Origin of the sequence: Pseudomonas sp. MYb327 (assembly GCF_040438925.1) — a bacterium.
Lineage (GTDB): Bacteria > Pseudomonadota > Gammaproteobacteria > Pseudomonadales > Pseudomonadaceae > Aquipseudomonas.
Genome location: NZ_CP159258.1, coordinates 5,745,239 through 5,759,066, shown reverse-complemented (window position 1 = coordinate 5,759,066; position 13,828 = coordinate 5,745,239). Strand labels below are relative to the sequence as shown.

Sequence of the window (13,828 nt, the reverse complement as noted above, 5' to 3'; positions counted from 1 at the left end):
TCCAATGTCGCTGCCCGCTCTCCTTGAACAACGTTTGCGTTTGCCCGTGGTGGCAGCGCCGATGTTCCTGATTTCCAATCCGCAACTGGTGCTCGCCTGCTGTCGTAATGGCGTGGTTGGCAGTTTCCCCGCGCTGAATCAGCGCGAGAGCAGTGGCTTCAAGGCCTGGCTGGAAGAGATCGAAGAGGGACTGGCGACACTGGAGAACCCCGCGCCGTACGCGGTGAACCTGATCGTCCATAACAGCAACCCACGGCTGCAGGCGGACTTGGAGATCTGTATCGAGCACAAAGTGCCGATCGTGATCACCAGTCTCGGCGCAGTAAAGGAACTGGTCGATGCGGTCCACAGCTACGGCGGCCTTGTATTCCACGACGTGACAACCCGTCGTCATGCCGAAAAAGCCGCCGAAGCTGGCGTGGATGGCTTGATCGCCGTTGCCGCCGGTGCGGGTGGGCATGCGGGGACCTGGAGCCCGTTTTCGCTGATCGCCGAAATCCGTCAGTTCTTCGACAAGACTTTGCTGCTGGCCGGGTGCCTGAATCACGGTCACGAAATTCTCGCCGCGCAATTGCTTGGTGCGGACCTTGCCTACTTCGGCACGCGCTTTATCGGCACCACCGAAAGTCATGCGCCTGACGCCTACAAAGAGATGCTGCTGACGGCCAGAGCCGCAGACATCATCCATACTCCAGCCGTGTCGGGTGTACCTGCGAGCTTCATGCGCCAGAGCCTGGAAGCCGCCGGTTTCGACATGGCAGCGCTGCAAAACAAGGGTGAGGTCAATTTCGGTTCCAAGCTCAAACCCATCAGTGATGAAGCCAAAGCCTGGAAAACTGTGTGGTCCGCGGGCCAGGGTGTCGGTGAAATCGATGACTTGCCGAGCGTCGATCAGTTGGTGGCGCGCCTCGACGCCGAATACCGTCAGGCACTGGAGCACGCGGCGCGACTGCCCAAGCGCTGGCCTCGCTGAAACAAACCCGGGCCATGTGCGCCTGACTGGCCCTACACTTCAATGATTCAACACTCGCGACAAGGATGCCTCGGCAATGAGCGAAAACCGTTTCAAGATCGTCTTCGACGGCACGCTATTGCCAGGCGTTGATATCGGCACCGCCAAATTAAATCTCGCCGCGTTGTACAAAAGCGATGTCGCCGCCGTCGAGCGACTGTTCAGCGGCAAATCGGTCGCGCTCAAACGTGATCTGTCACAGGACGACGCACAAACCTACCTTCAAGCACTGAAGAACACCGGCATCGATGCCCGTGTAGAGCTCGAGCCCGCGATCGATCTAAAGCTGTCCGATATTCACGAACACGCTCCAGCTACCATCGCAGCACAATCCGAATCCCCCTATGCACCGCCACAAGCCAATGTCGGCGAGCACTTGCCCGAGTACGCAACGCTCAAGCCATTCGATGTCGAAGGCCGTATAGGGCGCCTGCGTTTCCTCGCATGGTCGATGGTGTTGAGCCTGGTGACGATTGCTGTGGTTTCTGTCTTCGCCTTGGTCGGCCTGGCCCTCGTCAGCACCGACTCGACCGCCGGCCTGATCATCGGCGGTATTCTGGCTTTCATCCTGTGCGTGGTCTTCCTGATCGCCAGCATCCTGATCACCGTTCAACGCTTGCATGATATCGGCTGGTCCGGCTGGCTCTGGTTACTGAACCTTGTGCCGTTCGTGGGCAGTTTCTTCCCGTTGCTGCTGTTGCTCATGCCGGGAACCAACCTCGCCAATCGCTATGGCGCCCCGCCACCGCCCAACAGCACGGCGGTCAAGGTGCTGTCGTCGTTGTGGGTCGTATTGATCGCGTTGCTGATCGCCGGCGCAATGGCGGGAGGTATCTCGGCCATTCAGGACGAATACGAGAACACCCTTGAAAGCAGCTACCAAAGCGGCTCGGTCACCACCGACGAGATCGAAGTCGAGATCGATCCGCCAGTAAATTCCGTTGACGATTCAGCCGAAGAAGCCCAGCCCCCTGTAGACTCTGCGAAAGAATGAACAGCGCTCCCCGCCCGTGACACTTGCGTCGCGGCGCGGAGCTGTTGCGATGGAGAACTGCATGACCCGTTACGCTCTGATCACTGGTGCCTCCAGCGGTATCGGCCTGGCCATGGCCGAAGCGTTGGCCCGGCGCGGCCGCAGCCTGATTCTGGTGGCCCGACAACGTGATCAGCTGGAAAGTATTGCAATTGAACTAACCCAACGTTTTGGCGTGGAAGTGTTGTTCCGCGCCTGCGACCTGGGCGAGCCACTGCGGCTATCCGGATTCCTCCTGGAGCTGGAAGAAGGTGACCGGCAGATCGATCTGCTGGTGAACTGCGCCGGTATCGGTACTTGCGGCCCATTCCTGGCGCAGGACTGGATGACCGAGCAGGACTTGATCGAAGTAAATATTCTGGCGCTGACCCGTTTGTGCCACGCCATCGGCAACAGCATGGCCTTGCAGGGCGGCGGGCAGATTCTGAACGTCGCTTCGGTCGCGGCATTCCAGCCGGGGCCGTGGATGAGCACCTACTACGCCAGCAAGGCTTATGTGCTGCACTTTTCCGAAGGTCTGCGCGTCGAGCTGAAGAAATGTGCGGTCAAGGTATCGGTGCTCTGCCCCGGCCCGACGCGCACGGCGTTTTTCCGCACCGCGCAATTGGACAACGACAAACTGGCCAACAGTAAAATGCTGATGAGCCCGGAGGAAGTCGCGCTCTATACCGTGCGAGCCCTGGAGAAAAATCGCGCCATCATTATTCCGGGACGACGTAACCGCTGGTTCGCCGCCCTGCCCCGGTTCAGTACGCGCTGGCTGACCCGGACAATCGCCGGCATGGTCATCAAGGCACACTGTCCGCGCTGAATTGTCCTACCGTAAAACACTGGGCTGGTACCTCCCCCATGGGTACACTCAGGCCAGCCCAAACAACGGAGAAAACAGCTGTGGATACTCTGTTCACCAAGATCATCAATCGGGAAATCCCGGCGAAGATCATTTACGAGGACGACCAGGTCCTGGCCTTCCACGACATCGCCCCACAGGCACCGGTGCATTTTCTGGTGATCCCGAAAAAACATGTGCGCACCCTTAACGACCTCAGCGAGGACGACAAGGCATTGGCCGGGCATATTCTGTTCACAGCCCAGCGACTGGCCCTGGAACTGGGTTGCGAAAAAGGTTTCCGCGTTGTCATGAACTGCAATGAAGACGGTGGGCAGACTGTCTATCACATTCATATGCATGTACTGGGTCAGCGCCAGATGCATTGGCCGCCGGGCTGATTCTCAGGCTGCCCTTGTAGGAGCCAGCTTGCTGGCGATGGCGTCATTGATATCGCCATCGCCAGCAAGCCGGCTCCTACAGGTTTGGTGGTGACCTCACACATGACCGAACGCAAACCTTCCCCGGCCGACTGGGTTAAACTGGCCGCCGAGATCCCCCCCGGAGGTCAGCATGACTACCCAACGTCACTACTCGCCGATTGACCGTCTACTGCTGCAAGCCGATGCCGCGATGCGTACCTTGCTGCCCTTCAGTGGCCAACCGTACCGCCCGTCGCCCGCCATCGTGCAACCTGATGCGAAAATGAGCGACGAAGACACCCGGCACGTTGCCGGCCTGATGCGCATCAACCATACCGGTGAAGTCTGTGCCCAGGCGCTCTATCAAGGGCAGGCCCTGACCGCCAAGCTGCCACAAGTGCGCGCCGCCATGGAACATGCCGCCGAAGAAGAAGTCGATCATCTGGTCTGGTGCGAGCAACGCATCCATCAATTGGGCAGCCACACCAGCATTCTCAATCCGCTGTTCTACGGCATGTCCTTCGGGATTGGCGCGGTCGCAGGTTTGATCAGCGACAAAGTCAGCCTCGGCTTCGTCGCCGCGACCGAAGATCAGGTGTGCAAGCATTTAAACGAACACCTTGAGCAATTGCCGGCCGAAGACGAAAAGTCCCGGGCAATTCTTGAGCAGATGCGCATCGATGAAGAGCAGCATGCCGAAAGTGCGCTGGAGGCTGGCGGTTTTCGTTTTCCGGCGCCGGTGAAGTTCGGGATGAGTTTGCTGGCCAAGGTAATGACCAAGAGCACTTATCGGATCTGACTTTTCGGTCACCTGATCTGGCCTCTTCGCGAGCAGGCTCGCTCCCACATGGAGCCACATTTAAGAATAAAAAAGGCGACTGCCGTGAGGTAGTCGCCTTTTTTGTGCTCGGCAGTCTTAGTTCGGCATGTTGCGCGCGTAGAAGATTTCGAGCATTTCGTGTTTCACGCGATCGGTCACCTGAGCACGCTGCTCCGGGGACAGGCTGCTGGTGGCGTCGCCGAACAGGTAGTTATCCAGTTCGAAGTTCTTCAGCAGCATCTTGGTGTGGAACAGGTTTTCCTGGTACACATTCACGTCGGTCATCTGATACGCGTCGCGGGTGTCTTCCGAAAGGTAGTTCTGGATCGAGTTGATCTCGTGGTCGATGAAGTGCTTTTTGCCTTCAACGTCACGGGTGAAGCCGCGCACACGGTAATCCACGGTCACGATGTCCGAATCGAACTGATGGATCAGGAAGTTGAGCGCTTTAAGCGGTGAAATGACCCCGCAAGTCGAGACGTCGATATCCACACGGAAGGTCGCAATACCATCGTCCGGGTGGATTTCCGGATAGGTGTGCACCGTGATGTGGCTCTTGTCGAGGTGGGCCAGGATGATTTCGGGCAACGGGCCCGGGGACTCTTCGATCTGGCTGTCGGTCGGGGTCACCGGTTCTTCAGAAATCAGAATCGTGACGCTGGCGCCCTGCGGCTCATAGTCCTGACTGGCAATGTTCAGGATGTTGGCACCAATGATATCGACAACTTCTGTGAGGATCTGCGTCAGGCGCTTGGCGTTGTACTCTTTATTGATGTACTCGACGTAAGCCTGTTGGTCTTGCGGGGTTTCCGCGTAGCAGATGTCATAGATGTTGAAGCTCAAGGTCTTTGTCAGGTTATTGAACCCGTGGAGCTTGAGTTTGCTTTTCACCGTTAAAAACTCTCTATGTATTGCGGCCCGGCCGCGTGATCAAGCATGCCCGTCAGATGCGAACGACGCACCTGCGTAGGACGGTTAACACCTCTTCGCGATGGCGATTTTGGTTGTCTGTTCGGGTGCGCGGCCTGTCGGCTGACGAGCCACTACCCTGAAAAAAGTGGCGCATTATGCAGACGTCAGCTTGGGATCGCCAGAGTCTGCACTGCTTTTATGATAGTTGAATGTCGATTCAACCGAGCTCGATGATCTCGTAGTCGTGGGTAATCTCGACACCGGCGGCGCCGAGCATGATGGAGGCCGAGCAATACTTCTCGGCAGACAGTTCGATGGCACGCTTGACTTGGGTCTCTTTCAGCCCGCGCCCCTTGACCACGAAGTGCATGTGGATCTTGGTGAAAACCTTTGGATCTTCGGTCGCGCGCTCGGCTTCGAGGAAGGCTTCACAGCTTTCGACGGCCTGGCGGGATTTCTTGAGGATGCTGACCACGTCGAAATTGCTGCAACCGCCGACACCCAGCAGGAGCATTTCCATCGGTCGGACACCCAGGTTACGGCCACCGGCATCAGGCGGACCGTCCATGACCACGACATGACCACTACCGGATTCGCCGAGGAACATGGCTTCGCCAGCCCATTGGATGCGTGCCTTCATCGCCAAGACTCCACTGTATAAAAAAGGGTCGCCAGCTTAGCACAGGCCCCGTGATTGACAGCGTTTGCCGTCCTAGGACATAACCGACGACGTTGTAGGTAAATGCTCGAATATTGCAGGAAGTGTCTGTTAAGCTGACGCCAATTCGCTGGCGCTTAGCCAGCTTTAGCGCGTTTTGCGCTATTCATAAAAATCCAGACCATACCGTGCAGTCTTTTCGGGATACAACCATGGTTGCTATTGCCCCAACTCCCAAGATCAAGAATCTCGACAAGCTGTTGATGCATTGCCAGCGCCGTCGCTATCAGGCCAAGAGCAACATCATTTGTGCCGGCGACCGCTCGGAGACCCTGTTCTTCATCATTAAAGGCTCGGTCACCATCCTGATCGAGGATGACGACGGTCGGGAAATGATCATCGCCTACCTGAACAACGGGGACTTTTTTGGTGAGCTGGGGCTGTTTGAGCAAGCAGGCCAGGAACAGCAGCGCAGCGCCTGGGTGCGTGCCAAGGTGGAATGCGAAGTTGCGGAAATCAGCTATGCAAAATTCCGCGAACTGTCGCAGCAGGATCCAGACATTCTTTACGTGTTAAGCGGACAAATCGCACAACGTCTTCGGAATACCACGCGCAAGGTCGGCGACCTGGCATTCTTCGACGTGACGGGGCGTGTCGCCCGCTGCCTGCTGGAACTGTGCAAGCAGCCGGACGCGATGACGCACCCTGACGGCATGCAGATCAAGGTGACCCGTCAGGAAATCGGACGGATTGTCGGGTGTTCCCGGGAGATGGTCGGTCGCGTGCTCAAGGATCTTGAAGAACGGAACCTGGTGGGCGTCAAAGGCAAGACCATGGTGGTCTTTGGTACGCGCTAAGCTTAGCCGCTGAACATCTGCGCCAGCATGTTTCGGTAAAGCTCATCGAGACGTTCCAGCGCACCTGGCGCCGTGAATTTCTCATGCAAGGCGATGTGGCTTTCTACGCGCACCCGCTGCTCCAGACCGCAAGCCTCGTTGAAACGATTGACCGCCGCGACCATCGACTCACGTTCGTTATCGATCAACATCGCACCATGAACCAACCCCACCGGATGCTGACCGCCCTGGCTCTGGCGCCAGCGCTGGGCAGTGCCGACCATCTTGCGTCCATCGAGATTGACGTTGAAACGACCATCGCAGAAGGCGCCTTCGATTTCGCCCAGCGACGAAGTTCCGCCCAGTTCATCCAGCAACTGGCAAATCGGGTCGCACAGACGACGGTAACCAGATTCGATGCGATTGAGATCACCCTCGCTGCGGGGTGGTGCGTATACCAGAGCGATGTTAATCGTGGTGGCCGATTGCGGTACCGGTTCGCCGCCGGTATCGCGCAACAACACAGGCCAACCCGCTGCCGCCGAGACTTCACAGGCGGCTTCGAAGCCTGGCAAGCGGTTCAGGCGACGGGGCATCACCAATGCCTGATCATTCGGTTGCCAGAACAGCAAGCCGAACTCCGCATTGCCGGCACAGACCGAGGCCAGCAAATCCTGTTCGGCTTGCAGGCCGGCTTCGATGGTCAGGGAAGTTGGCAGTGGCATGTACTGCTCCGGCAGACGCGAGGTGATGGAGAAATTTGAAGGCCTCATCGCGGGCAAGCCCGCTCCTACAGGGAGTCGGGTTGCCTGCGAAGACGACGTCAGTCGAGTGTAGAACCGCTGACCGGAATGCCACGCTCAGGGAAGAACAGGCGTTGCAACTCAGTCCCCGGGTTTTCAGCGCGCATGAATGCTTCGCCGACCAGGAACGCGTAAACGTCGCTGATTTCCATCAACTCGACATCGGCGCGATTGAGGATGCCGCTTTCGGTGATCACCAGACGATCACGCGGGATACGCGGCAGCAGGTCGAGAGTGGTTTCCAGGCTAACGTCGAAAGTGTGCAGGTTGCGGTTGTTGATGCCGACCAACGGGGTGTCGAGGGTTTTCAAGGCCCGCTCCAGCTCATCGCCATCGTGGACTTCTACCAGCACATCAAGACCGACGCCTTTGGCCACGGCGGCCAGTTCGGCCATTTTCACGTCGTCCAGCGCGGAGACGATCAACAGCACGCAGTCTGCACCCAGCGCACGGGCTTCGACGATCTGGTACGGATCAATCATGAAGTCCTTGCGGATCACCGGCAGTTTGCACGCTGCCCGAGCTTGCTGCAGGTAGGCGTCTGCGCCCTGGAAGTAATCGATGTCGGTGAGTACCGACAGGCACGTCGCGCCGCCCCTCTCGTAGCTTTTCGCGATGTCGGCAGGAACGAAGTTCTCGCGAATTACGCCTTTGCTTGGCGAAGCCTTCTTGATTTCGGCAATGACTGCCGGCTCTTTCAGCTTGGCCTGGGCCAGCAAAGCCTTGGCGAAACCACGGGGTGCATCGGCCGCCTTGGCCAGACTTTCCAGCTCGGCGAGGCTGACGCGAGCGCTGCGCTCGGCAACTTCTTCAACCTTGCGCGCCAGAATCTTTTCCAGAACCGTCGGTACACTCATCCCTCATTCTCCACTTTGAATACCGCGGTAAATGCACCCAGCTCCTCGAGTTTTTCCCGAGCGAGACCTGTGTGCAGCGCATCGTGCGCCAGGGCAACACCCTCTTTCAAACTGCTCGCATGGTCGGCGGCGTACAACGCGGCACCGGCATTGAGCATGATCATTTCGGCAGCTTTTTGACCGTTTTCGGTCTTGCGCTTGCCCAGGGCATCTCGAATCAGCTCCAGGGACGCCGCCGGGCTATCCACCGCCAGGCCATGCAGGCTCTGGCTCTTCATGCCCAGATCTTCCGGCTCGACCCAATACTCGGTGATCTGGTCATTTTTCAATTCGGCGACAAAAGTCGGGGCTGCCAGGCTGAATTCGTCCAGGCCATCCTTCGAATGCACCACCAGCACGTGCTTGCTGCCCAGACGTTGCAGGACTTCGGCCAATGGCCGGCACAACGCTTGGGTGAATACGCCCACCACCTGATGTTTCACGCCAGCCGGATTCGTAAGCGGGCCGAGCATATTGAACAAGGTACGCAAGCCGAGATCCCGACGCGGGCCGGCGGCGTGCTTCATGGCACTGTGGTGAGTCTGGGCAAACATGAAACCGATGCCGACGTTGTCAATGCAGCGCGCCACTTGAACCGGCGTCAGGTTCAGATAGATACCGGCCGCTTCGAGCAAGTCGGCGCTGCCGCTCTTGCCCGAGACCGCACGGTTGCCGTGCTTGGCCACGGTGCAACCGGCCGCCGCGACCACGAACGAGGAAGCGGTCGACACGTTGAAAATGTTGGCACCGTCACCGCCGGTTCCGACCACATCGACCACGCCGTCAAGGGTCTTGAGTTCGACCTTGTCTGCCAGCTCGCGCATCACCGACACGGCGCCGACGATTTCGTCGATGCTTTCGCTTTTCATGCGCATGGCCATCATGAAGGCACCAATCTGCGCGTCCGTGCATTGACCGGTCATGATTTCGCGCATGACGTCGCGCATTTCATCGGTGCTGAGGTCGAGCTGCTCGACGATACGGCTCAGGGCTGTCTTGATATTCATGAAAAGTCCTTAGCGCGTGCCGCCGGTTTGTTTGAGAAAGTTCGCGAACAGCTCGTGGCCCTGCTCGGTGAGGATCGACTCGGGGTGAAACTGCACACCCTCGATGTTCAGGGTCTTGTGGCGCAGGCCCATGATCTCGTCGACCGAACCGTCTTCGAGCTGGGTCCAGGCGGTCAGTTCGAGGCAGTCAGGCAAGGTTTCGCGCTTGACGATCAATGAATGATAGCGGGTGACGGTCAACGGGTTGTTCAGGCCTGCGAAGACCCCCTTGTCCTCATGGAACACCGGGCTGGTCTTGCCGTGCATGACCTGCCGGGCGCGGACCACATCGCCGCCAAAGGCCTGGCCAATCGATTGATGGCCAAGGCACACACCGAGGATTGGCAGCTTGCCGCCGAAATGCTGGATCACGTCAATCGAGACGCCGGCTTCATTCGGGGTGCAAGGACCAGGAGAAACAACGATGCGCTCGGGGTTGAGGGCTTCGATTTCGGCAATGGTGAGCTCATCGTTGCGCACGACTTTGACCTGGGAGCCCAGCTCACCAAGGTACTGCACAACGTTGTAGGTAAAAGAGTCGTAGTTATCGATCATCAGCAACATGGCGTTAAGAACCTCTTGAATTCACTGACTAATACAGCCTTCGAATGATTTACCCGCAGCGTTCTGCACTTTGGCGATCGCTGTAATCGCGAAGCAAAGCGGGCTGTCTTGCGAGTAAATGAAGGCGAAGCGGTAAAGATCCGGCCGGGCCGGCAGAAGGATTCAGGCGCGCCAACGCCAGCGGGCGTGTGCCTTGATGACTTGATCCAGAAGTTTGCTGACGATCAACACGGGGAAGGTCTCATTTATGCGTCTCGGCACAGTAACTTAGCTGGGCAGAGCGTGCAATATGGGGTGATGGAAGCGAGTGAAACATTCGGCAGGTTCGCGCCGAATGGCATCAGGCTCTATAGTTTTTTGGCACTGTCGTTTCACTCACTAAAACAATAATCAAACGGACTTGCTCATGATCAGACAGACGCTGTTTGCACCGCTTGCCGGTTGCCTGCTCGCCATGGCCTGCGCCCAGGCTCTCGCGGCACCCAATCCTTATTCGAACTTCATCGTATTCGGTGACAGCCTCAACGATGCGGGGCAGTTTACCGACGCGGGCGGACCTCCCGGTTCAACCCTGCGCTTCACCAACCGTACCGGGCCGAGTTATCAGGACGGCAGCGGCGAAGCCTATTCCGCCAACTCAACCCAACTGCTTGGGGGCAGGCTTGGATTTTCACCGGACCAGACCGCTGCTTCAACTTCGGCGGCACGCGCCGCCCAAGGCCTGCCGGATGGCAACAATTGGGCTGTCGGCGGCTACCGCACTGACCAGATCCTCGATTCAATCACGACCTTATCCGCTACTGGTGAACGTGCGCGAGCAGGTTACTTGCCGGCCACTAATTTTCACGCCGACCCAAACGCGCTGTATTACCTCTCCGGCGGCGGTAACGACTTTCTTCAGGGGCGCGTGCAAAGCGGTGCCCAGGCGAATGCCGCGGCGGATCGACTGGCAAACAGCGTTCAGGTCCTGCAAACGGCCGGCGCCCGGTACATCATGGTCTGGCTGTTGCCTGACCTGGGGTTGACGCCGGCCATTAATGGCACTCCTCTGCAGGGGCCAACCTCGCAACTGAGCGCCGCGTTCAATCGACAACTGGTCACGCGCCTCGCAGGGATCGACGCCGAAATTATTCCGCTGAACATTCCACTGTTGTTGCAGGAAACCTTCGCCGATCCAGCGCGATTCGGCTTTGCTACCGGCCAGAACCTGACCGCGACTTGCTTCAGCGGTGACGGCTGCGTCGAAAACGCGACCTTCGGCATCAACAGCGCCACCCCGGACCCCAGCCAGCTGATTTACAACGATGGGGTGCATCCGACCGAAGCTGGGCAAAAGCTGGTTTCCGACTACGCCTATTCCCTGCTCGCCGCGCCTTGGGAGCTGACGCTGCTGCCGGAAATGGCTCACGCCACATTACGCGCGCATCAGGATGAACTGCGCAGCCAATGGCAATCCGACTGGGAAAACTGGCAGGCTGTTGGCCAATGGCGCGCCATTGTCGCCGGTGGTGGCCAGCATCTGGATGTCGATCACCAAAGCAGCGGCGCCGATGCCGATGGCGACGGCTATAGCTTGAATATCGGCGGCAGCTATCGCCTCAATGAAGCCTGGCGCGTGGGCGTTGCGGCAGGTTTCTACCGTCAGAATCTAGAGGCAGGCAGCAACGATTCGGACTACAAACTCAACAGCTACCTGGCCACCGTATTCGCCCAGTTCCAACAGAACCGTTGGTGGGCCGATGCCGCCCTGACCGGCGGCAAGCTGGATTACGACAATCTCAAACGCAAATTCGACCTGGGCGCTGGCGAGGCTGCGGAGAAAGGCGATACCGACGGCTATCTCTGGGCTTTCAGCACACGCGTCGGGTATGACATTGCGCAGCCGGGCAGTGAATGGCACCTGTCGCCGTTCATCAGCGCCGATTACGCGAAAGTGGAAGTCGACGGCTACTCGGAAAACTCCAGTCGCTCCACCGCGCTGACCTTTGATGACCAGAAGCGCGATTCAAAACGTCTGGGGGCCGGGCTGCAGGGTAAATACCAGATCACCCCGCAGACTCAAGTGTTTGGCGAATACGCCTACGAACGCGAGTACGACGATGACACTCAGGACGTGAACATCGCGCTCAACAGCCTGCCATCCCTCGACTTCACGCTGGATGGCTATACCCCTCAAACCCACATGAACCGCGTGAGCCTTGGCGTCAGCCACAAGTTGACGGCCGATCTGGCCCTGCGTGGCGGGTATACGTTGCGCAAGGATGATGATTTTACCCAGCAAGGCATCAACGTAGGTGTTGCGCTGGACTTCTGATTCAGCAAGAAGCGGGAATAAAAAACGCGGCGCCTTCAAGGGCGCCGCGTTTTTTATGCTGGTGAATCCAATGTGGGAGCCTGCTCGCGATAGCGGTGGATCAGGCTACACCAATGTTGGCTGTGCCGGCCTCTTCGCGAGCAGGCTCGCTCCCACAGGGTTAGCAGCGAAATCAGCTGTCCGGGGTTTGTTCGGCAAGTGCCACGGCGCGGAACATCGCGCGGCGCTTGTTCAGGGTTTCTTCCCATTCCAGCGCCGGCACCGAGTCGGCGACGATGCCGCCACCGGCCTGCACGTGCAGTTCGCCGTCCTTGATCACCGCCGTGCGAATCGCGATGGCAGTGTCCATGTTGCCGTTCCACGCGAAATAACCCACGGCACCGCCGTAGACGCCACGTTTGACCGGCTCCAGTTCGTCAATGATTTCCATCGCACGAATCTTCGGGGCGCCCGACAAAGTGCCCGCCGGCAGAATCGCCCGCAGTGCGTCCATCGCCGTCAGCCCTTCCTTCAATTGCCCGGTGACGTTGGAAACGATGTGCATCACGTTCGAATAACGCTCGATGACCATCTTCTCGGTGAGCTTCACCGATCCGACTTCCGATACACGACCGGTGTCATTGCGACCCAGGTCGATCAGCATCAAGTGCTCGGCAATTTCCTTGTCGTCGGACAGCAGGTCTTTTTCCAGTGCCAGGTCAGCTTCTTCGTTGGCCCCGCGTGGACGGGTGCCGGCAATCGGGCGCACGGTGATCAGGTTGTCTTCGACCCGCACCAGCACTTCCGGCGAACTGCCAACAACGTGGAAGTCGCCAAAATTGAAGAAGTACATGTAAGGCGTCGGGTTGAAGCAACGCAGTGCGCGGTACAGGTCGATGGGTGCAGCCTTGAAGTCGATCGACATGCGCTGGGACGGCACGACCTGCATGCAGTCGCCAGCGAGGATGTATTCCTTGATGGTGTCGACGGCTTTTTCGTAATCGTCCTGGGTGAAACTGGAGCGGAACACCGGGTCAGCCGCTTGCTGCTTGCTGAAATCGAGGCCACGACGCGGGGTGATCGGCTGACGGAGTTTTTCCAGCAGCTCTTCCAGGCGTTCGCGACCTTGCTCGAAGGCGTCGTCCTGCGCCGGGTCGGCCAGGACAATCGCGTGCATCTTGCCGGCGAGGTTATCGAACACCACCACCGCATCGGAAACCATCAGCAGAATATCCGGAACGCCCAGCGGATCCGGGTTCGGGCATTTGCCCAGACGCTTTTCCACATAGCGTACGCAGTCGTAACCGAAGTAACCCACCAGGCCGCCGTTGAAACGCGGCAGGCCGGCGATGGTCGGCACGTTGTAGCGGGCCTTGAAGGCTTCGACGAACGCCAGCGGGTCTTCAACGTCGAGGCTTTCGGTTTCGATGCCATCAATGGTCACGCTGACATGATGATCGTGAACCCGCAGCACGGTGCGGCATGGCAGGCCGATGATTGAGTAACGGCCCCATTTTTCGCCGCCCTGAACGGATTCCAGCAGGTAGGAGTTGGGCTCGTCGGCCAGCTTCAAGTAAATCGACAGCGGCGTGTCGAAGTCGGCCAGGGTTTCGCAGGCAAGCGGGATGCGGTTGTAGCCGGCAGCGGCCAAACGCAGGAATTCTTCGCGGATCATGAGGTGCCTCGTGGCTTGAGGGTGTAACA

Annotated in this window: 14 protein-coding genes; 7 read left to right on the top strand and 7 right to left on the bottom strand. The window is 58.5% G+C overall.

The window, feature by feature from the left end:
- The first annotated feature begins 4 nt into the window (after positions 1 to 4).
- From ABVN21_RS25985 to coq7, 5 genes are all read left to right on the top strand, one after another.
- Complete coding sequence (locus ABVN21_RS25985; protein ID WP_339554795.1) at positions 5 to 973, top strand: nitronate monooxygenase family protein; 969 nt, start codon at positions 5 to 7, stop codon at positions 971 to 973.
- A 76-nt stretch (positions 974 to 1,049) separates the two neighbouring features.
- Positions 1,050 to 2,006 carry a DUF805 domain-containing protein gene (locus tag ABVN21_RS25980; protein WP_339554796.1) on the top strand — a complete coding sequence of 319 codons (957 nt, stop codon included), beginning with the start codon at positions 1,050 to 1,052 and terminating at the stop codon, positions 2,004 to 2,006.
- A 61-nt stretch (positions 2,007 to 2,067) separates the two neighbouring features.
- Positions 2,068 to 2,856, top strand: coding sequence for an SDR family oxidoreductase (locus ABVN21_RS25975; protein ID WP_223503978.1), 789 nt, complete (start codon positions 2,068 to 2,070; stop codon positions 2,854 to 2,856).
- Positions 2,857 to 2,936: 80 nt separating this feature from the next.
- Positions 2,937 to 3,275, top strand: a complete 339-nt coding sequence (locus ABVN21_RS25970) for a histidine triad nucleotide-binding protein (RefSeq protein ID WP_339554797.1) — start codon at positions 2,937 to 2,939, stop codon at positions 3,273 to 3,275.
- 172 nt (positions 3,276 to 3,447) lie between these two features.
- Entirely contained in the window at positions 3,448 to 4,095 is a 648-nt protein-coding gene (coq7, locus tag ABVN21_RS25965; RefSeq protein ID WP_034147352.1) for a 2-polyprenyl-3-methyl-6-methoxy-1,4-benzoquinone monooxygenase, read from the top strand.
- 117 nt (positions 4,096 to 4,212) lie between these two features.
- On the opposite strand, the gene speD is transcribed toward coq7, so the two are convergent.
- Positions 4,213 to 5,007, bottom strand: coding sequence for an adenosylmethionine decarboxylase (gene speD / locus ABVN21_RS25960; protein WP_150703816.1), 795 nt, complete (start codon positions 5,005 to 5,007; stop codon positions 4,213 to 4,215).
- Between the two features lie 238 nt (positions 5,008 to 5,245).
- Positions 5,246 to 5,668, bottom strand: coding sequence for an OsmC family protein (locus ABVN21_RS25955; protein ID WP_339554798.1), 423 nt, complete (start codon positions 5,666 to 5,668; stop codon positions 5,246 to 5,248).
- 230 nt (positions 5,669 to 5,898) lie between these two features.
- Between ABVN21_RS25955 and crp the strand changes: the two genes are divergently transcribed.
- Entirely contained in the window at positions 5,899 to 6,543 is a 645-nt protein-coding gene (gene crp, locus ABVN21_RS25950; RefSeq protein WP_339554899.1) for a cAMP-activated global transcriptional regulator CRP, read from the top strand.
- A 2-nt stretch (positions 6,544 to 6,545) separates the two neighbouring features.
- Here crp and ABVN21_RS25945 read toward each other — a convergent pair whose 3' ends face one another.
- The 4 genes from ABVN21_RS25945 to ABVN21_RS25930 all read right to left on the bottom strand — a co-directional run bounded on the left by ABVN21_RS25945 (position 6,546) and on the right by ABVN21_RS25930 (position 9,831).
- Complete coding sequence (locus ABVN21_RS25945; protein WP_339554799.1) at positions 6,546 to 7,247, bottom strand: lipoate--protein ligase family protein; 702 nt, start codon at positions 7,245 to 7,247, stop codon at positions 6,546 to 6,548.
- Positions 7,248 to 7,345: 98 nt separating this feature from the next.
- Positions 7,346 to 8,182, bottom strand: coding sequence for an indole-3-glycerol phosphate synthase TrpC (gene trpC / locus ABVN21_RS25940; RefSeq protein WP_339554800.1), 837 nt, complete (start codon positions 8,180 to 8,182; stop codon positions 7,346 to 7,348).
- A complete protein-coding gene (trpD, locus tag ABVN21_RS25935) occupies positions 8,179 to 9,228 on the bottom strand; it encodes an anthranilate phosphoribosyltransferase (protein WP_339554801.1) in 1,050 nt (349 codons plus the stop codon). The genes trpC and trpD overlap by 4 nt, the downstream gene beginning before the upstream one ends.
- Before the next feature lie 9 nt (positions 9,229 to 9,237).
- Positions 9,238 to 9,831, bottom strand: a complete 594-nt coding sequence (locus ABVN21_RS25930; RefSeq protein ID WP_339554802.1) for an aminodeoxychorismate/anthranilate synthase component II — start codon at positions 9,829 to 9,831, stop codon at positions 9,238 to 9,240.
- A 406-nt stretch (positions 9,832 to 10,237) separates the two neighbouring features.
- Here ABVN21_RS25930 and estP point away from each other — a divergent pair, with 406 nt between their 5' ends.
- Positions 10,238 to 12,145 (top strand): esterase EstP, encoded by a 1,908-nt coding sequence (estP, locus tag ABVN21_RS25925; protein ID WP_339554803.1) that lies wholly within the window; start codon positions 10,238 to 10,240, stop codon positions 12,143 to 12,145.
- Between the two features lie 172 nt (positions 12,146 to 12,317).
- Here estP and trpE read toward each other — a convergent pair whose 3' ends face one another.
- Positions 12,318 to 13,799, bottom strand: coding sequence for an anthranilate synthase component I (gene trpE, locus ABVN21_RS25920; RefSeq protein WP_339554804.1), 1,482 nt, complete (start codon positions 13,797 to 13,799; stop codon positions 12,318 to 12,320).
- Between the last annotated feature and the right edge of the window lie 29 nt (positions 13,800 to 13,828).

Coding starts and splice junctions, on each gene's coding strand:
- ABVN21_RS25985 (WP_339554795.1), top strand. CDS start 5: ATGTCGCTGCCCGCTCTCCTTGAACAACGTTTGCGTTTGCCCGTGGTG.
- ABVN21_RS25980 (WP_339554796.1), top strand. CDS start 1,050: ATGAGCGAAAACCGTTTCAAGATCGTCTTCGACGGCACGCTATTGCCA.
- ABVN21_RS25975 (WP_223503978.1), top strand. CDS start 2,068: ATGACCCGTTACGCTCTGATCACTGGTGCCTCCAGCGGTATCGGCCTG.
- coq7 (WP_034147352.1), top strand. CDS start 3,448: ATGACTACCCAACGTCACTACTCGCCGATTGACCGTCTACTGCTGCAA.
- ABVN21_RS25955 (WP_339554798.1), bottom strand. CDS start 5,668: ATGAAGGCACGCATCCAATGGGCTGGCGAAGCCATGTTCCTCGGCGAA.
- crp (WP_339554899.1), top strand. CDS start 5,899: ATGGTTGCTATTGCCCCAACTCCCAAGATCAAGAATCTCGACAAGCTG.
- ABVN21_RS25945 (WP_339554799.1), bottom strand. CDS start 7,247: ATGCCACTGCCAACTTCCCTGACCATCGAAGCCGGCCTGCAAGCCGAA.
- trpC (WP_339554800.1), bottom strand. CDS start 8,182: ATGAGTGTACCGACGGTTCTGGAAAAGATTCTGGCGCGCAAGGTTGAA.
- trpD (WP_339554801.1), bottom strand. CDS start 9,228: ATGAATATCAAGACAGCCCTGAGCCGTATCGTCGAGCAGCTCGACCTC.
- ABVN21_RS25930 (WP_339554802.1), bottom strand. CDS start 9,831: ATGTTGCTGATGATCGATAACTACGACTCTTTTACCTACAACGTTGTG.
- estP (WP_339554803.1), top strand. CDS start 10,238: ATGATCAGACAGACGCTGTTTGCACCGCTTGCCGGTTGCCTGCTCGCC.
- trpE (WP_339554804.1), bottom strand. CDS start 13,799: ATGATCCGCGAAGAATTCCTGCGTTTGGCCGCTGCCGGCTACAACCGC.